Annotated in this window: 12 protein-coding genes and 1 pseudogene; 6 read left to right on the forward strand and 7 right to left on the reverse strand. The window is 63.5% G+C overall.

Going from position 1 to position 18,722, the window contains the following annotated elements; genetic code table 11:
- Positions 1 to 51: 51 nt before the first annotated feature.
- The 3 genes from GA0071312_RS15760 to GA0071312_RS15770 all read right to left on the reverse strand — a co-directional run bounded on the left by GA0071312_RS15760 (position 52) and on the right by GA0071312_RS15770 (position 1,897).
- On the reverse strand, positions 52 to 594 hold the full coding sequence (locus GA0071312_RS15760; protein ID WP_074445738.1) for a DUF2059 domain-containing protein: 543 nt from the start codon (positions 592 to 594) through the stop codon (positions 52 to 54).
- A gap of 80 nt (positions 595 to 674) precedes the next feature.
- Entirely contained in the window at positions 675 to 1,373 is a 699-nt protein-coding gene (rpiA, locus tag GA0071312_RS15765) for a ribose-5-phosphate isomerase RpiA (protein WP_074445739.1), read from the reverse strand.
- Between the two features lie 92 nt (positions 1,374 to 1,465).
- Positions 1,466 to 1,897, reverse strand: coding sequence for a hypothetical protein (locus GA0071312_RS15770; RefSeq protein WP_074445740.1), 432 nt, complete (start codon positions 1,895 to 1,897; stop codon positions 1,466 to 1,468).
- 262 nt (positions 1,898 to 2,159) lie between these two features.
- Here GA0071312_RS15770 and GA0071312_RS15775 point away from each other — a divergent pair, with 262 nt between their 5' ends.
- The 4 genes from GA0071312_RS15775 to gltB all read left to right on the forward strand — a co-directional run bounded on the left by GA0071312_RS15775 (position 2,160) and on the right by gltB (position 9,969).
- Complete coding sequence (locus GA0071312_RS15775) at positions 2,160 to 3,011, forward strand: aminoglycoside phosphotransferase family protein (RefSeq protein WP_165604059.1); 852 nt, start codon at positions 2,160 to 2,162, stop codon at positions 3,009 to 3,011.
- 115 nt (positions 3,012 to 3,126) lie between these two features.
- Entirely contained in the window at positions 3,127 to 3,798 is a 672-nt protein-coding gene (locus GA0071312_RS15780) for an HAD family hydrolase (RefSeq protein WP_074445742.1), read from the forward strand.
- A 90-nt stretch (positions 3,799 to 3,888) separates the two neighbouring features.
- Positions 3,889 to 4,626 carry a pyrimidine 5'-nucleotidase gene (locus GA0071312_RS15785; protein WP_074445743.1) on the forward strand — a complete coding sequence of 246 codons (738 nt, stop codon included), beginning with the start codon at positions 3,889 to 3,891 and terminating at the stop codon, positions 4,624 to 4,626.
- A gap of 615 nt (positions 4,627 to 5,241) precedes the next feature.
- Entirely contained in the window at positions 5,242 to 9,969 is a 4,728-nt protein-coding gene (gene gltB, locus GA0071312_RS15790; RefSeq protein WP_083204712.1) for a glutamate synthase large subunit, read from the forward strand.
- Positions 9,970 to 10,172: 203 nt separating this feature from the next.
- Here gltB and GA0071312_RS15795 read toward each other — a convergent pair whose 3' ends face one another.
- Entirely contained in the window at positions 10,173 to 10,832 is a 660-nt protein-coding gene (locus GA0071312_RS15795; protein ID WP_074445744.1) for a hypothetical protein, read from the reverse strand.
- Positions 10,833 to 11,014: 182 nt separating this feature from the next.
- Between GA0071312_RS15795 and GA0071312_RS15800 the strand changes: the two genes are divergently transcribed.
- On the forward strand, positions 11,015 to 12,457 hold the full coding sequence (locus GA0071312_RS15800; RefSeq protein WP_074446260.1) for a glutamate synthase subunit beta: 1,443 nt from the start codon (positions 11,015 to 11,017) through the stop codon (positions 12,455 to 12,457).
- 223 nt (positions 12,458 to 12,680) lie between these two features.
- Here GA0071312_RS15800 and GA0071312_RS15805 read toward each other — a convergent pair whose 3' ends face one another.
- The 3 genes and pseudogenes from GA0071312_RS15805 to gltX form a co-directional block, all read right to left on the reverse strand.
- Positions 12,681 to 13,238, reverse strand: coding sequence for a hypothetical protein (locus GA0071312_RS15805; RefSeq protein ID WP_131817838.1), 558 nt, complete (start codon positions 13,236 to 13,238; stop codon positions 12,681 to 12,683).
- 179 nt (positions 13,239 to 13,417) lie between these two features.
- On the reverse strand, positions 13,418 to 14,710 hold the full coding sequence (gene gltA, locus GA0071312_RS15810) for a citrate synthase (protein ID WP_074445746.1): 1,293 nt from the start codon (positions 14,708 to 14,710) through the stop codon (positions 13,418 to 13,420).
- Positions 14,711 to 14,931: 221 nt separating this feature from the next.
- Positions 14,932 to 16,355, reverse strand: a pseudogene (gene gltX, locus GA0071312_RS15815) (glutamate--tRNA ligase).
- A gap of 322 nt (positions 16,356 to 16,677) precedes the next feature.
- On the opposite strand from gltX, the gene GA0071312_RS15820 reads away from it, so the two are divergent.
- The gene (locus GA0071312_RS15820) at positions 16,678 to 18,717 is read left to right on the forward strand and encodes a M23 family metallopeptidase (RefSeq protein ID WP_131817839.1); all 2,040 of its coding nucleotides are present in this window, start codon (positions 16,678 to 16,680) and stop codon (positions 18,715 to 18,717) included.
- Positions 18,718 to 18,722: the final 5 nt, after the last annotated feature.

Here is an 18,722-nt window from a genome sequence, read left to right on the forward strand (position 1 = left end):
GCTTTCTCGGCTCTCGCTCACATCATCTGCCGCAATCGTCAACGGGACGCATTACTCGGTCGCACCGGACGTTTCTTCTTCCGCAGCGCTCTCGGCGCCACGGCGCGACAGCTCCGCCTGCATGCGCACTTCGACATATTCCACGAGCTCCTCGGTCCACTCACCGGTGGTCGTGAGGACGTCATCGACGAAGCCCGGCTGCTGATCGACGAACTTCGCCCCGGCCGGGGTCTCGAAGAACGCGTTGATCTCGCCGATCTCTTCTTCGGTGAAGCGATTCGCCATGATCCGCGCGGCCCGGTTCAGGATGACACGCCGCTGCAGATCGAGCTCGGGCTGAAGGTCGTCGATCACCTCGCGGATCATGTCGCTGGGCATGCCGCGATTGACGAAGCGCCCGGCCACGGAGTTCGTGACGCGTGGCACCATCCCGTCGAAGGAATCGGTCAGCCCGGCATTGGTGACGAGATCACGCGCAGCCTGCAGATGGCTCTCGCTGACCTCTTCCTGGGCATTGGCCGCGCCGGCGAATGCGCCGAAAGCGAGCGCAAAGACGAGGCCGAAAACGGCAAGGGCGGATGAAGGACGTTTCATTGGCAGTCTCTCTCGCATGCATGGCCGCGCTGGCGGCAAACTGGAGCGCTGGCGGCGCGGTTCTTCTCGAAGCGGGCATATCAGATCGTGCCGTATTCGACGACCCCGTCATCGCCGGCGAGAATTGCCCCGGTGGCCAGCCCGATGAACAGGCCGTGTTCAACGACACCTGGCACCGCGACGAGCGCCTCGGCCAGAGCCTCGGGCGCATCGATCGCACCGAGTTCCGCGTCGAGGATGAAGTGCCCACCATCGGTGACGAATGCCTTGTCTTTTGCGGCGGTTCTAAGGCGCAGCGTCGTCGGCAAGCCGTGTGTTTCCAGCACATGTGCCACGGCGCGGCGCGTCGCTTCCAGCCCGAACGGATTGACCTCGATGGGAAGTGCAAAGCGGCCGAGGGTTTCCACCTTTTTGCTCGCATCGGCGATCACGATCATGCGCGTGGAGGCCGCCGCAACGATTTTCTCGCGCAACAAGGCACCACCACCGCCCTTGATCAGGCGCAGGGTTGCGTCCAGCTCGTCGGCACCGTCCACGGTGAGATCGAGCCCCGGCGTCTCGTCGAGGGTGGTGAGCGGGATGCCCTCGGCCAGCGCCTGGGCACGCGTCGCTTCGGAGGTGGGAACGCCGGTGACCTTGAGGCCGCCACGCACCTTCTCGCCGAGAAGTGCGACGAAATGGTGCGCCGTCGAGCCCGTGCCAAGTCCCAGACGCATGCCATCGGTGACGGCTTCGACGGCACGCGCCGCCGCCATTCGTTTCAGATCATCCCCACTCACTGCGCGTCGCCCCTTCGCTGATCCGGATCACGGCCCCGGTATCGAACGAAATGGCTTGCGGTGCAAGGGCCGGATTGGTGTGACGCCCCGAATCAGTCGCTGGTGGAGCCCGTCACCTGCGGCGTGTCGCCCTCGCCTTCCGCGACCGTCGCCGTGACCGTTTCGGGTGGGGTGCAGACGACCTGCTCCTCGAAAACGTAACAGACGCTCATCTCGCCGGTGCGATAGTTCACGCGAAACACGCCGCCCTCGCGCTCATGGCGCGAGGCGATCAGACCATAATCACCCGGATCCTGCGCCTTCGCGCCCTCGCCCGGCCCGAAGCACAGGGTGATCCCGACAGTGCCTTCCTTCAGCCCGTACTGACACGACGAGACCGCGCCGGTCACCTTGTCGATGCGGTAGACGCGGTTGAGGTCGGTCTGCGGGGCCGGCACGAAATCGAAGGCGGATGCGAATACGGGCGCGGCGCTGGCGCTCAGCAGGCCCGCAGCGAGCGCGCGGATGAAAATGCGTCGGAACATGGGGCCAGTCTCCGGCTCGCGGATCGGTTGGAACGGATCAGGCTCAACCTTGCGGCAACATGGTTAGCGAAAGGTAAAGATACCCATGTTGGCATGTCGTTGCGAAAACCTGCGCAGGATCAGTTTGCCCCGAGCGTCACGCGCCGCCGGAATCAGACTGTCGAGCCCGGGTGTGGAGAAGTATCATTGTCTTATGGGTGTCGTAGAAGCATCTTGATCGGAGACTGTGATGCATCCTGACGATCTCACCATGAACGATGCCATGATCCGCGCGCTCTTGACGCAGCATGCGCCGCAATGGGCGGCCCTGCCCCTGCAGCGCGTCGATTCCTCGGGCACCGATAATGCGATGTTCCGGATCGGCAGCGAGCTGGTTCTGCGGATCCCACGGCATCGAAGCGCGGTCGCACTCTTATCGAAAGAGCTCGACTGGCTTGCGCATCTCGATGGCCTCCCCTTGAAGATCCCGACTTTGCGATATCGCGGCCATGTCGCCCCCGAGATCGATCGGGAATTCGGCATATTCGACTGGATCCACGGGGACACGGCCACGCCTGAAGCGATCACTGATACGGATCGGGCCGCCATCGCCCTGGCGGGTTTCCTCGAAGCCCTCCACGGCGTGGCGACCGACGGCGCACCTGTCGCAGGCCCATCCAACAATTCGCGCGGGGTTCCGCTCGCGGATATGACCGCCCGGACCGTTGCGGCAATCGAGACGGTGTCGGACGAGATCGACACCGCCGCCGCCCTCGCAATCTGGGAAGATGCCGCGTCCCTGACACATGACGCTGCCGGCGTCTGGTTGCATGGCGACCTCAAGGCGGACAATCTGATCGCGGTTGACGGAAACCTGGCCGGTGTCATCGACTGGGGTCTGTCGGCGGTCGGGGATCCGGCGACAGACTATGCTGCGGCATGGTCCTGGTTAGAGCCCTCGGCCAGGAGCACGTTCAGAGATGTCCTGGAGTTGAGCGACAGTGATTGGCTTCGCGCGAAGGCCTGGGCGCTCTACGGGGCCGTGATCGCGTTGAGCTATTATCGCGGCGGCAGGAATGAGCAGTTGTGTAGGCAGTGTCGGCTCACGCTGTCGCGGCTCGATCTCCTGCGCTGACGGCTCGGAAGGCAAGGCGCGATCGCATTCATCCCCGCTGTTCAGCACCGGCACGCTGGTCTATGAAGGCAGCCGCCATGCGCACGCCCACCGCGCCAACCAGACGGAAATCCCCATGAATCCCATCGTCGTGTTCGATCTCGACGGCACCCTCGCCGACACCGCCCCCGACCTGATGGCGACGCTCAACACGTTGCTGGCGCAGGAGGGCCTGCCCACGCTGCCGGTATCGCGCGCGAAATCGCTCATCGGGGCCGGCGCGCGGGCACTGATCGCGCGCGGCTACGAATCGGCGGGACTCGAACTGACGCCGGAACGGCATGAATTGCTCTTCCAGGAGTTCCTGACGCTCTACCGGCAGAATATCTGCAACGAGACGCAGCTCTTCCCTGGCGTCGTGGCGGCCATGGACAGCCTCAGCCGATCGGGCTTCACCCTGGCCGTTTGCACCAACAAGGTGGAAAGCCATTCCCGGCTGCTGCTCGATCAACTCGGCATCATCGAGCGCTTCGCCGCGATTTGCGGGCGCGACACCTTCGCCTTCTGCAAGCCCGACCCGCGCCATCTGACCGAGACGATCGCGATGGCAAAGGGCGATGCACGCCGCGCGGTGATGATCGGCGATTCGCATACCGACATCGCCACCGCGCAATCCGCGCGGATCCCCGTCATCGCGGTGCCCTTCGGCTATACCGATCAGCCCGTCGAAACCTACGAGCCCGACCGCGTCATCGCCCATTTCGATTTGCTGCCGGAGGTTGTTGCGGAGATTTTGTCGGGGCGCTGAAAGCAACACTGCTCGCATCTGCAACGGCAAGGGACTATATCTGTACAACAGCCGGAGCACCGGCGCCCCCTTCCTCTACGGAAATATCCCTTGTCAGATACACCGAGCCCATCACGAAAACACTTCACCGCCCCCGATGCCCGTGACTTCGCGCATGTCGAGACCTGGATCTTCGATCTCGACAACACGCTCTATTCGCATGAGGCGCGGATCTGGCCGCAGGTCGATGCGCGCATCACCGCCTTCGTGGCGGATCTGTTCGGCATTGACGGCATGTCGGCGCGCGCCTTGCAGAAATATTTCTACCATCAGCACGGCACCACACTGAAGGCGCTGATGGATGTCTATGGTGTCGACCCTTACGCCTTTCTCGATTTCGCCCACGATATCGACCATTCCGCCATCGATCTGAACCCGGCTTTGGGCAAGGCGATCGAGGCGCTTCCGGGCCGGCGGCTGATCCTGACCAACGGCTCGCGCAAGCATGCCGAGAACGTCGCGGCCAAGATCGGCATTCTCGATCATTTCGAGGATGTTTTCGATATCATCGCCGCCGATTTCATCCCCAAGCCGGACCGGCGCGCCTACGAGATGTTCTTCGCGCGCCATACCGTCGATCCGTCGCGCGCGGCCATGTTCGAGGATATCGCCAAGAACCTCGTCGTGCCCCATGATACGGGCATGACCACCACCCTCGTCACCCCCGCCACGCTCGATCCGTTTCGCGAAGATTTCGAGCAGGAAGCCGTCGAGGCGCCCCATATCGATTACATCACCAGCGATCTGGCCGGTTTTCTAGAAGCCGAGGTCCTGGCGCGCCTGCGCTGAACTGCGTCGGCGCAGGCAGCCCGCCTTTCCGCCTGCCCGCGATTCCAGCGTGTTGACGCCGCCTGTGCGACCAAACAGTATTCGCAAATGCGAAAAGATCGCTGCGGCTGGCGGCGCCTGATCGCAGCCGTTGTGGAAGACTTCGGCGCGGGGCAACAATTTGTCGCATTATTGCGCAGTCTTCCCAATGGCGCGAAATCTTCGTACAAAGGGACGTTGAAAACACGCTTGTGTCATGCGGAAAAATCTGGCAACTTCCGCCGCGCGTTAGGACAGCATTACTGTCCAATCTTTTCGGACGCGGCGTGGTTGCCTGTCCGTGTGCAGGTCTCGAGGTTATGGTCATGGCGCATGGCGCCCCGAAACGAGATCACAAACCGAGCACCCGTTTGACGCGGGTGTCGCGGGTGCGTGCGGGTCTGTAACGCCCACGGCGCCCGCGCGAGGCGCGGGTGACCCGGCAACGGCGCAACCGAGCCTCCAGAAAGAAAACCGAGCGATGCGGCTGCGGCTTCAGATGAGCCGGGCGACGGCACCGCCACCCGGGGCGCGCTACAATGCGCCAGCTTCGATACGGTTAGGCCGGAAGAACGAGGATCGACGATGAGCAGGATCATGACGGATCAGATGCCGGGTGACGCGAACGCCGCGAAGCGGGCGGATGACGGCTGCGCACAGGTTGCGAAGACGCTGGCGGCAACGCCACGCCGCATTACCATTCCCGGCCTGCCCGGGAAACAGGGGCTTTATGATCCGGCCAACGAGCATGATTCCTGCGGTGTCGGCTTCATCGCCCACATGAAGAACGAAAAGCGCCACGCGATCGTGCAGCAGGGCCTCGATATCCTGCGCAATCTCGACCATCGCGGCGCCGTCGGCGCCGATCCGAAAATGGGGGATGGCTGCGGCATCCTGATCCAGATTCCGCATCGTTTCTTCGCTGCTGAATGCGCCAAACTCGGTATCTGGCTGCCCGAGCCCGGCGAATATGGCGTCGCCCAGCTGTTCATGCCGCGCGACGAGGAGGGTTATGCCAGGGTCGTCGAGATCGTCGAGAAAGTCGTCGCCGATGAAGGCCTTACCCTGCTCGGCTGGCGCGACGTCCCCGTCGACAATGCGGATCTTTCAAAGAATGTGAAAGCCAGCGAGCCGCTGCACCGGCAGGTCTTCATCGGCAAGGCCAAGGAGGAGGACGAAGCCGCTTTCGAGCGCCGCCTGTTCCTCGCCCGCAAGGTGATCTCCAACACTGTTTACGACCTGGAAGACTCGCGTACCGCCGGCTATTATCCGGTGAGCCTGTCGTCGCGCACCATCGTCTACAAGGGCATGGTGCTCGTTACCCAACTCGGTTCGTATTTCCGGGATCTGGCCGACCCGCGCTTCGAGAGCGCGCTCGCGCTCGTGCACCAGCGCTTCGCCACCAACACCTTCCCCAGCTGGCAGCTGGCGCATCCCTATCGCATGGTGGCGCATAACGGCGAGATCAACACGCTGCGCGGCAACGTCAACTGGATGGCCGCGCGTCAGGCGAGCGTCGATTCGGAATTGTTCGGCAACGACATCTCCAAGCTCTGGCCGATTTCCTACGAGGGCCAGTCGGATACCGCCTGTTTCGACAATGCGCTCGAATTCCTGGTGCGCGGTGGCTATTCGCTGACGCATGCCATGATGATGCTGATCCCGGAGGCCTGGGCGGGCAATCCGCTGATGGACGAGGATCGGCGCGTCTTCTACGAATACCATGCCGCCCTGATGGAGCCGTGGGATGGCCCGGCGGCGATCTGCTTCACCGATGGCCGCCAGATCGGCGCGACCCTCGATCGCAACGGCCTGCGCCCGGCGCGCTATTTCGTCACGGATGACGATCTCGTCGTGCTCGGCTCGGAGAGCGGCGTGCTGCCGATCCCCGAGGAGAAGATCGTCGACAAGTGGCGGCTGCAGCCGGGCCGCATGCTGCTGATCGATCTCGAAGAAGGCCGCATCGTCTCCGACGAGGAGATCAAGACGCAGCTCGCCACGGCGCTGCCCTACCGCGAATGGCTTGAGCGGACCCAGATCAAGCTGGAGGATCTGCGCCCGGTCCAGGCGCGCGCCAGCCGCACCGACGTCTCGCTGCTCGATCGCCAGCAGGTCTTCGGCTACACGCAGGAAGATCTCAAGCTGCTGATGGAACCCATGGCCGTCACCGGCCAGGAAGCCGTCGGCTCGATGGGCACGGACACCCCGATCTCGGCTTTGTCCGACAAGGCGAAGCTGCTCTACACCTATTTCAAGCAGAACTTCGCGCAGGTCACCAATCCGGCGATCGACCCGATCCGCGAAGAGCTCGTCATGAGCCTCGTCTCCTTCATCGGGCCGCGTCCGAACATCCTCGATCTCGAGGGCACCTCCCGGCGCAAGCGCCTTGAAGTGCGCCAGCCGATCCTGACCAACGAGGATCTCGAGAAGATCCGCTGCATCGGCCATTTCGAGGACCGCTTCGATACCAAGACGCTCGACATCACCTATCCGATCGAGCAGGGCGCGGCGGGCATGGAGGGCGCCGTCGAGCGCCTGTGCGACCGCGCCGAGGCCGCGGTGCGCGGCGGCTACAACATCATCATCCTCTCCGATCGCCAGGTCGGACCCGATCGCCTGCCGATCCCGGCGCTGCTCGCCACGGCGGCGGTGCATTCCTATCTGATCCGGCGCGGCCTGCGCACCTCCGTGGGGCTCGTTCTCGAGAGCGGCGAGCCGCGTGAAGTGCACCATTTCGCCTGCCTGGCCGGCTACGGCGCCGAGGCGATCAACCCCTATCTCGCCTTCGACACGCTGCTCGCCATGAAGGACGAGCTTCCCGCCGAGATCGACGAGGATGAGGTCATCCACCGCTACATCAAGGCGATCGACAAGGGCCTCCTGAAGGTCATGTCGAAGATGGGTATCTCGACCTATCAATCCTATTGCGGCGCGCAGATCTTCGACGCCGTGGGGCTCAAATCCGAGCTGATCGACAAGTATTTCTTCGGCACGGCGACGATGATCGAGGGTGCGGGCATTCCCGAGATCGCGCGCGAGGCCGCAACGCGTCACGACGAGGCCTTCGGCACCTCGCCGGTCTACCGTGATGCACTCGGTGTGGGTGGCGAATACGCCTATCGCCTGCGCGGCGAATCGCATGCCTGGACCCCCGATACGGTCGCCACGCTGCAGCATGCCGTTCGTCTCAAGGCCGATGATCGCTATCGCGAATTCGCCCGGCTCGTGAACGAGCAGGAGAACGCCTTCTCCACCATTCGCGGGCTGTTTCGCCTCAAGCAGGCCGAGGATATCGGGCGCAAGCCCCTCGCCCTCGACGAAGTCGAGCCGGCGGTTGCGATCGTGCGCCGTTTCGCCACCGGCGCCATGTCGCTCGGTGCCATCTCCAAGGAAGCGCACGAGACGCTGGCGCTCGCCATGAACGAGATCGGCGCGCGTTCGAATACGGGCGAAGGCGGCGAGGATGCCGGGCGCTTCAAGCCGCTGCCGAACGGGCGCTCCAAGCGCTCCGCGATCAAGCAGATCGCCTCGGGCCGTTTCGGCGTGACGACGGAATATCTGGTCAATGCCGACCAGATGCAGATCAAGGTCGCCCAGGGCGCCAAGCCCGGTGAGGGCGGCCAGTTGCCCGGTCACAAGGTCGATGCGGTGATCGCCAGGCTGCGCCATTCGACCCCCGGCGTCGGCCTGATCTCGCCGCCGCCGCATCACGACATCTATTCCATCGAGGATCTGGCCCAGCTGATCTTCGATCTGAAGAACGTCAATCCGGCAGCCGATGTCTCGGTGAAGCTCGTTTCGGAAGTCGGTGTCGGCACCGTCGCGGCCGGCGTGGCCAAGGCGCGCGCCGATCACATCACGATTTCCGGTTTTGAAGGCGGCACCGGCGCCTCGCCGCTGACCTCGCTCAAGCATGCCGGCTCGCCCTGGGAAATGGGGCTTGCCGAGACGCATCAGACGCTCGTCCTCAACCATCTGCGCGGGCGCGTGGCGTTGCAGGTCGATGGCGGCCTGCGCACCGGGCGCGACGTGTTGATCGGGGCATTGCTCGGCGCAGACGAGTTCGGCTTCTCCACGGCGCCCCTGATCGCGGCGGGCTGCATCATGATGCGCAAGTGTCATCTCAATACCTGCCCCGTGGGCGTTGCCACGCAGGATCCCGTCCTGCGCAAGCGCTTCAAGGGCCTGCCCGAGCACGTGATCAACTACTTCTTCTTCATCGCGGAGGAAGTACGCGAACTGATGGCGCAGATGGGCTATGCGACGCTCGACGCGCTGATCGGACGCTCTGATCTCATCGAGAAGCGCGACGCCATCGCCCACTGGAAGGCCAAGGGGCTCGATTTCGGGCGCATCTTCACGCGGCCCGAGGTCCCCGCCGAGATCGCCACGCGCCATACCGAGCGGCAGGTCCACCCAATCGACGACGTGCTCGACCGCCAGCTCATCGCGCAATCAGGCGCGGCCATCGAGAATGAGGAGCCGGTTTTGATCGAGGCGCAGGTCGCCAATACCGACCGTACCGTCGGCGCCATGCTTTCCGGCGAGATCGCCAAGCGCTACGGCCATGAGGGTCTGCCCGACGACACGGTTACGGTGAAGCTCAAGGGTACCGCCGGCCAGAGCTTCGGCGCCTGGCTCGCCGCCGGCGTCACGCTCGATCTCGAGGGCGAGGCGAATGACTATGTCGGAAAGGGCCTCTCGGGCGGCAAGCTGGTCATCCGCCCGCCGCAGGAGAGCAAGGTGGAGGCCGAGAACGCCATCATCGTGGGCAATACGGTGCTCTACGGCGCCATTGCCGGCGAGTGCTATTTCCGCGGCGTGGCCGGCGAGCGCTTCGCCGTGCGCAATTCCGGCGCTGTCGCGGTGGTCGAGGGCACCGGCGATCATGGCTGCGAATACATGACCGGCGGTGTCGTCGTGGTGATCGGCCAGACCGGGCGCAACTTCGCGGCGGGCATGTCGGGCGGTATCGCCTATGTGCTCGACGAGGCCGGCGATTTCGGCAAGCGCTGCAACCTCTCCATGGTCGATCTCGAACCCGTCGAGGCGGAAGAGGATCTGATGGTCTCGCTGCACCACCATGGCGGCGATCTGGAGACCAAGGGCCGCATCGACGTCATGGCCGACATGTCGGGCAAGGACGAGGAGCGCCTGCGCCAGCTCATCACCAACCACCTCAACTATACCGGCTCGACCCGCGCCAAGGCGATCCTCGACGATTGGGAAGCCTATCGCACCAAATTCGTGAAGGTGATGCCGGTCGAATACCGCCGGGCGCTTCGCGAGATGGAACGCGCGCGCATGCCGGCGGCGGCGGAGTGAGGGTGCTGATGGTCCGGGCGGATATTGCAGCTCCGGCGAGTGGCTCCGCGCCAAGCAAAGCGCGGAGTGCACGGTTTTTGAAGCCGATCAGCAGCCGGCGACACCATACTGGCGATATGGCGAACCGCGTGCATCGGACGCACTTTTCAGCCTCCCTGCTCCGGGTTGGAAACCGGGCAGAGAGGCGTAAGCGGTGCACGGTATTACTCGGGAATGACAATTTTCGGCTCGGTCGCGCAACGCGATCCATGCGCGCCGTAATCGACATCGGCGCGCATGTCGTAACCGGAGGATCCGTCCGGACGAATGACGTAGGCACCCACGTCCGTCTGACGGACGCCCCCAAACTGTCGAAACTCCTCCCTCGGAGGTTTATGCTCGGTGGCTTGCCAGTCGAAAGCGATCGTCATATTGAGTTCACGCGCAAGATCGCGCATCTCCTCAGTGCGCCCGGGCTGATAATAGCCTGCGATGCCGAGGGTCGTCCCCTCGGGAACAAGACCTTCGGCATGCGCCATGCGGATGAACTCGGAAAGGTTTTGAAGGCCGAAATCCTCGACCTCATTGCCCATCACTGCAAAGATTATGTTGCCACGCGGATCTGTGGTCATCTGCTCCCGCAGGACCTCGAGTGCTTCTTCCGGGTTGCGCTGGTAGTCCGGCATTCCGAATGTCGTCAGGTAGGCCAGATGGGCAAAGGTGCTGGGATCCGGCTCATCCGGACCGGCGCAAAGATTGACCTGTGCAACGGCGCCCTGATTACCGACTGGCAGCGCCGCGGCTTTCGCCAGACTGAAAGTCTGGTCGGCATCAGACGTCAGCGGCTGCATTTTCGGCGCAGCAGGCGAGATCGCAGAAATCATAGAAATCTCCAAAATTGCTCAATAAATGAATTAACGATGTTTTTTAATCATATTTCTTCGAAAACTACAACCGGAAAATGCACTCGGCTGTTACTGCGTGCCGCCAGCACAGCAATCTCGAATCACGCACGCACCACGCGCCACGTTGTACCATCGGCGCGGATTTCGACAGGGGTATGAACATGGGCAAGGTCACGGGCTTTCTCGAATATGATCGTCAGGATCAGAAGTATCAGCTCGCCGGCGATCGGATTCGCCATTTTCGCGAATTCACCCTGCCGCCGGACGAGAGCGATCTGAAGAAGCAGGCGGCGCGCTGCATGGATTGCGGCATCCCGTTCTGCCACGGGCCGACGGGTTGCCCGGTGCATAACCAGATCCCGGACTGGAACGACCTCGTCTATCAGGGCGACTGGGAGACGGCGGCGCGCGATCTGCATTCCACCAACAACTTCCCGGAATTCACCGGTCGCATCTGCCCCGCCCCCTGCGAGGAAGCCTGCACGCTCAATCTCGAGAACGCGCCCGTCGCCATCAAGACGATCGAGCAGGCCATCGCCGACAAGGCCTGGGATATGGGCTGGATCAAGCCCGAGCCGCCGACCCGCCTCACCGGCAAGCGCGTCGCGGTGATCGGCTCCGGCCCCGCCGGCCTCGCCGCCGCGCAGCAGCTCGCCCGGGTCGGCCACGAGGTGCATGTCTTCGAGCGCCAGGGGAAGCCCGGCGGGCTCCTGCGCTACGGCATTCCGGATTTCAAGATGGAGAAGTATCACATCGACCGGCGCGTCAAGCAGATGGAAGCCGAGGGCGTCATCTTCCATTGCGACGTCAATATCGGCGTGTCGAAGAGCTTCGCGAGCCTGCACAACGAATTCGACGCAGTGCTGATGGCCGGCGGCGCGGAGAACCCGCGTGATCCGCAATTGCCGGGGATGGAGTTCCACGGCGTGCATTATGCCATGCCCTATCTCACACAGTCGAACAAGCGCGTGAACGGCGAGCCGGCTGATGAGGAGGTCGAGGATATCCTCGCCGGTGGCAAGCATGTCGTCGTCATCGGCGGCGGCGATACGGCCTCCGACTGTATCGGCACCGCCTTCCGCCAGGGCGCGCTTCAGGTCACCCAGCTCGATATCCGCCCGCGCCCGCCCGAGATCGAGGACAAGCTCGCGGTCTGGCCCTACTGGCCGACGAAGATGCGCACCTCCTCCAGCCAGGCAGAGGGCGCCGAGCGCGAATTCCAGGCGGCGACCCTCGCCATCGAGGGCAAGACCAAGGGCAAGGGCAAAGGCAAGGTCACGGGCGTGAAATGCGCGCGCGTCGACGAGCGCCGCCAGCCGATCCCGGGCACGGAATTCGTGATCAAGGCCGATCTCGTCTTCATTGCCATCGGCTTCGCCAGCCCCGTGCATGATGGCATGGTCAGCGAGGCGGAAGTGGCCCTCGACAAGCGCGGCAACGTGGTCGCGAACGAAAAGGATTACCGGACCAATGCCGAGAAGGTCTTCGTCGCCGGCGACATGCGCCGCGGCCAGTCCCTCGTGGTCTGGGCCATCCGCGAGGGCCGCCAGGCAGCGCGCGCCATAGACGAGACGCTGATGGGGTCGAGCACGTTGCCGCGTTGAAATGGCGTGCATCGGCAGGAGAATCGAAGGATCGTGGCTGTCGGCAATGTCACCGCTTGCAGCGCGTTCCGACCTGACGGAGTCAGGCCGGGCGCTCCGAGTGGTTGCTCAGCACATCATTTTTCCGTCAACCGGTATCCACCTGCCGGAATGATGCTCTGGAGCACCGCCCCGCGAAGAACTTGCGGGGCGGGCACCGAGGCGTGAGGGTGCGGGGCACCGATCAATTGCTCAACCGGATCGAAGGGACACCGCCGCACCCGGAATGCACGCCGCCATCGTGGATCGAGGCCTCCCGGTCCAAACGATCCGGCCGGTTTGGCTCTATGACCAGAGCAGTGTTTCCACCGTCCGGAGAGAGGACGAAGGTCGTTCCATGCTCCCGAGACAACTGCCGAAACTCTTCGACGGAGAAAGATCTATCGCTCCCGACGATCGCCACAACGCCGTCCTCTTTCACGACCGTGCCGAGAACGCGCTGCAGCACGGCCTGCAAGTTGCTGGCGTTTTGGCCGTTCGGGTTATACGAGAGCACGAGTGATTCCGCCGGACTGTCAAGGTTCCGGGCGGCCTGATTGATAATGTAATCCGTAAACGGGCTATCAAGCGGTATTGCGATCGGAGCATTGCCGCTCTGCGACCCCGGCGGGACACAACCCGACGCAATGGCCCCGGCGGACTGAGCGCTCTTTTCGCGCGGGAGCGAAAAATCTGTTTTCTCTCTTGGCGCCAGATTGCCCATCTTTGGATCCGATGAAGAAAAACCGTGTACATTCATCATGAAAACACCTTAATTTCATTATTAATAATAATATGTAATAGGGTATACGAAAAATTTTCCTTCAGCAAGATTTTTTAAAGTTTCTGCTTCGCCTTCCCCGACCCAGGCGCCCAGAATCAAGGAAGGCCGCCCTGCGGGAGGGCGGCCTAAGACGAAACGACCGGTCGATCGCGCCGGGCTCAGCCGCGCTGGGCGATCGGCACGTATTCGCGCTTGTCAGCGCCGATATAGAGCTGGCGCGGGCGACCGATGCGCTGGGAGGGGTCCTCGACCATTTCCTTCCACTGGGCGATCCAGCCCACCGTGCGCGCGAGCGCGAACAGCACCGTGAACATGGTGGTGGGGAAGCCCATCGCCTTGAGGGTGATGCCGGAATAGAAGTCGATATTCGGATAGAGCTTCTTCTCGATGAAATATTCGTCGCGCAGGGCAATCTGCTCAAGCTCCATGGCGACTTCGAGCAGCGGATCGTCCTTGACGCCGAGCTCGTTGAGCACCTCATGCGTCGTCTTCTGCATGATGCGCGCCCGCGGATCATAGTTCTTGTAGACCCGGTGGCCGAAGCCCATCAGGCGGAAGGGATCGTTCTTGTCCTTCGCCTTGGCGACGTATTCCGCCACGCGATCGGGGGTGCCGATCTCTTCGAGCATCTTCAAGGCGGCCTCGTTGGCGCCGCCATGAGCAGGGCCCCACAGGCAGGCGATGCCCGCCGAAATGCAGGCGAAGGGGTTGGCGCCGGAGGAGCCGGCGAGGCGGACCGTCGAGGTCGAGGCATTCTGCTCGTGATCGGCGTGCAGGATGAAGATCCGCTCAAGCGCGCGCGCGAGGATCGGATTGACCTTGTAATCCTCGCAAGGCACGGCAAAGCACATGCGCAGGAAATTCGCCGCGTAGTCGAGATCGTTCTTGGGGTAGATGAAGGGCTGGCCGACGGAATACTTGTAGGCCATCGCCGCAATGGTCGGCATCTTCGCGATCATGCGCATCGAGGCGATCATGCGCTGCTTCGGATCGGAGATATCGGTCGAGTCGTGATAGAAAGCCGAGAGCGCGCCGGTCACCGCCACCATGATCGCCATGGGATGCGCATCGCGGCGGAAACCGAGGAAGAAGCGGTTCATCTGGTCATGCACCATGGTGTGGCGCGTGACGCGATAGTCGAAATCCGCCTTCTGCGTCGGGGTCGGCAATTCGCCATAGAGCAGCAGGTAGCAGGTCTCGAGGAAATCGCCATGCTCGGCGAGTTGCTCGATCGGATAGCCGCGATAGAGCAATGTGCCCTCGTCACCATCGATATAGGTGATCGAGGATTCGCAGCTCGCCGTCGAGGTGAAGCCGGGATCATAGGTGAAGGCGCCGGTCTGGGCGTAGAGCTTCGAAATGTCGACGACACCGGGCCCGATCGTACCCTCCTTGTAGGGGAGCGTGACCTCGTTTCCACCGAGTTTGAGCGTGCTGTCCTTGCCGTCCATGACAATGGCCCTTTCGTTATGTACCGCAGCGTCGAGGCCGGCCCGTACCTTCATGGTGCACTGGGCCCGCGCCCCGCATGGCGGCGCTGTTGAAGCGTTGGCGTCTCGGTACCCGATCCACCCGCCATATTCAAGCGCGCGGGCGCATTCCCGCTACGCACAAAAACGCGACCCGGACCACCCGCATGACAAGGCTGCAGGCTGATTGTGCAGCGCGGCATTCAGCCCGTGATCCGGTCGGCGATCCGGGCCAGGCATTCCTCCCGCCCCAGAACCGCCATCACGTCGAACAATCCCGGCGACGTGCCCTTGCCGGTAAGCGCCGCGCGCAGAGGCTGGGCGATCTGGCCGAGCTTGATCCCTGTCTCCTCCACATGGGCGCGCACGGCTGCCTCGGTGGTCTCCATATTCCAGTCGGCAATGGCCTCCAGCCGGGGCAGGATGGCCGCCAGCCGCGCAGATGCATCCGCATCGAGAATTTTCGCAGCCTTTGCGTCGAGCTGCAATGGCCGTTCAGCGTAGAGGAAGGATGCGGAATCGAGCAATTCGACCAATGTCTTGGCCCGCTCCTTCAGGCCGGGCATGGCAGCGCGGAATTTCGCGCGCAATTCCGGCGAAAGCGGTGCGGACAGGCCGCGTTCGGGACCGATCTGCGGCAAAATCGCCTCCAGCGCCTCGAGAAGCCGCGCATCGTCGCTCTGGCGCATGTAGATGCCGTTGAGATTTTCAAGCTTGGCGAAATCGAACCGCGCCGGCGAGCGCCCGATCTGCGGCAGGTCGAAGGCCTCGGTCATCTCCTGCGTCGAGAATACTTCCTGGTCGCCATGCGCCCAACCGAGTCGCACCAGATAATTGCGCAAGGCCTCCGGCAGATAGCCCATCTCGCGATAGGCCTCGACCCCGAGCGCACCGTGCCGCTTCGACAGTTTGGCGCCGTCCGGTCCGTGGATCAGCGGGATATGCGCCATCACGGGCACCTCCCAGCCGAGCGCCTCGTAGATCTGGGTCTGGCGGGCGGCGTTGGTGAAATGGTCGTCGCCGCGAATCACATGGGTCACGCCCATATCGTGATCATCGACCACGACGGCGAGCATGTAGGTGGGTGAGCCGTCGGAGCGCAGCAGCACGAGATCATCGAGATCCCTGTTCTGCCAGGAGACGCGGCCCTGGACCTGATCGTCGACCACGGTCTCACCCTGCTGTGGCGCCTTGAGGCGCACGACCGGTTTCACGCCGTCCGGCGCTTCGGCGGGATCGCGATCACGCCAGCGCCCGTCATAGCGCATAGGGCGCCCCTCGGCGCGCGCCTGCTCGCGCATGGCGGTGAGTTCGTCCTGCGAGGCGTAGCAATGATAGGCCTTGCCGGCGGCGAGCAGCTGGTCGACCGCTTCGCGATGCCTGTCGGCGCGGGCATGCTGATAGAAGACTTCGCCGTCATGATCGAGCCCCAGCCAGGAGAGACCGTCGAGAATTGCCGTGATCGCGGCTTCAGTCGAACGCGCGCGATCAGTATCCTCGATGCGCAACAGCATCCTGCCCCCATGCGGCGGGCGTAGAGCCAGTTGAACAGGGCCGTGCGCGCGCCTCCGATATGCAGGAAGCCCGTGGGCGAAGGGGCAAAACGGGTAACGACCGGTCGTGACATCATGCGGCTCCGAATCCGGGGCGCGAACCGGCGCCCCGGCGCTCGTCTAGACCAAAACCATCGATAATGGAACAAGCCCCCGCACCCGTTCGCGACAGCATCATCCGGCACGGGTGCTGATGGGTTGCGCGAGGGCTTGCAGAAAGCCTTCGCGTCTGCCGCATTTTCGTCGCCAAAGGCGGGCATCAGGGGTGAAGGCGTCGATTGCGTTGATTTCGTCAATGCGAAAGGGCATGTTGCAGCTTCATCGTGCCGTATGCGGCCCGCCTTCGTCGGAAATTGCCAGAAGCATGGTTCACGGGAACATGGCGACAGCAGCCTCATGAATATGCATAGCGGCAACATGGCGCGATTACGCGGCAACGCAACGATCCGGCGCGGCATCCGCGCCCGAGCGGACGACGGGGAAGGTCCCGTCGGGCATGAGCCGCCCCTTGATCCCACCGGCGCAACGCGTTTCGAGGAAGGCCGGCGCGGCATTAACCTGCGCTGGCTCGCCGGCGCGGTGATGACGGCCATGACGGGCGCGGCATTGCTCGGCAGCGCCATCTACATAGCCCTCGAAGGGCGCTCCACGCCGATCCTGACACCACAATTCGCCCTCGCCGCGCTCATGCCATCCGCAGGCGAGCCCGCCGAGACGGCGGTCAAGGACGACAAGCTGGTACGCACCGACTACACTGTCGCAGCCCGCAACACCTACCGCACACCGGTGACCACGCAGGTCGGTGATCGCGAGGTGGTCTCGATTCGCGGATTCACCCGTATCGCCACCAATCTCTCCCTCACCGCCGGCCAACATGCCACGGATATACCACGCTTCGATCCGATGAGCCTGATGGGAGACGATTCGGAGAGCGTCAGCCGTGTCGCCGATGTCGGGCCGCGCATCGAGGAGGCCGAGGTCTCCTTCATGCGCCGCACGCTCGATCACGACGCCTTCACGGATTCCGCTCCCGCGCTGAGCGACAACGAGGCGGCGGCACAGGTGATGGAGGAATTGTCGCTCATGCGCGAATCACGACGCCGTCCGATTGCACCGATGGGAGCCCAGACCTTCCTCAGTCGCTCCCTGGGCGCCGTCCAGCCAGGCTTCGGTGATCTCGCAGGCCTGTCACAGCCGACGACGGAACCCTTCGATGCGATCGAAGTGCGCATCATCCCCGAGAATGTCTCCACCGTCGCCAAAAGGCGCAGCCGTGCGGGTGAGGGTCGCCCGGGCGAGATCAGCATCGACGTCCTGCCCGGTGAGCCCTTCGTCGCGCAACTCGCCGCACAGGGCGTCGCGCGCGACCGGATCGAGGAGGCGATCGGCATGATCGGCGGGGAAGATGCGGTCGCGGCCATGCAGCCGGGCCTCGCTGCGCGCGCCCTCGTCGCTCCCGCCGAGCGCCCGAACGCCGCGCGGGACCTCAGGCGCCTCGTCCTCTATGGCGAGAGCGGGGTCAATGCGATCATTGCGGCCGATGATCGCGGGCGCTTCGCGGAAGTGCATGTCACCGAGGCGGATTTCCAGATCGCGGATGCCGGCAATGACGACCGCTCCGGGCGCGCGTCCGGGGCGAGGCTCCATGACAGTCTCTATGAGACCGCGTTCAAGCACGACCTCTCGCCGGAACTCGTCGAGACGCTGATTCAGATCTTCGCCTATGATCTCGATTTTCAGCGTCGCGTCTCGATCGGCGATTCGATCGACCTGTTCATGACGGAGGGAGAAGACCTGTCCGAGCCGGAATTGCTCTCGGCGGCGCTGACCATCGGCGGAGAAACGCGCCGGGTCTACCGCTTCACCGATCCGGAAGACGGAACCATCGAATTCTTCGACCCCGAAGGGCGCTCCCTGCGCAAGTTCCTGATGCGCAAACCCGTGGCGGAGGGGCGGTTGACCTCCGGTTTCGGCATGCGTCGCCATCCGGTTCTCGGCTATGCCCGCATGCATACCGGAATCGATTACGGCGCGCGCACCGGGACACCGATCTTCGCAGCGGGGAATGGACGGGTGATCAAGGCAGGCTGGTCCGGCGGCTACGGGCGCCGGGTCGAGATCGAGCACGCCAATGGGTATGTGACCACCTATTCCCACATGAGCCGGATCGCTGGCGGGATCGAGGTCGGGACAGAAGTGACCCAGGGGCAGGTCATTGGTGCGCTGGGCAGTACCGGGCTTTCCACAGGACCGCATCTGCATTACGAGGTTCTGGTCAACGACGATTTCGTCGATCCGCTGAAGATTCGCGTCCCCCGCAGCCGCGAGCTGGACGGGAGAGACCTCGCCTTGTTCAACCAGCAGCGTGACGAGATCAATGAACTGATCGAACGTGCCGGCGGACCGACGCGATTCGCGCAGGGCTCCGGGCGCTGAACCCG

This window comes from Saliniramus fredricksonii (assembly GCF_900094735.1).
GTDB classification, from domain to species: domain Bacteria; phylum Pseudomonadota; class Alphaproteobacteria; order Rhizobiales; family Beijerinckiaceae; genus Saliniramus; species Saliniramus fredricksonii.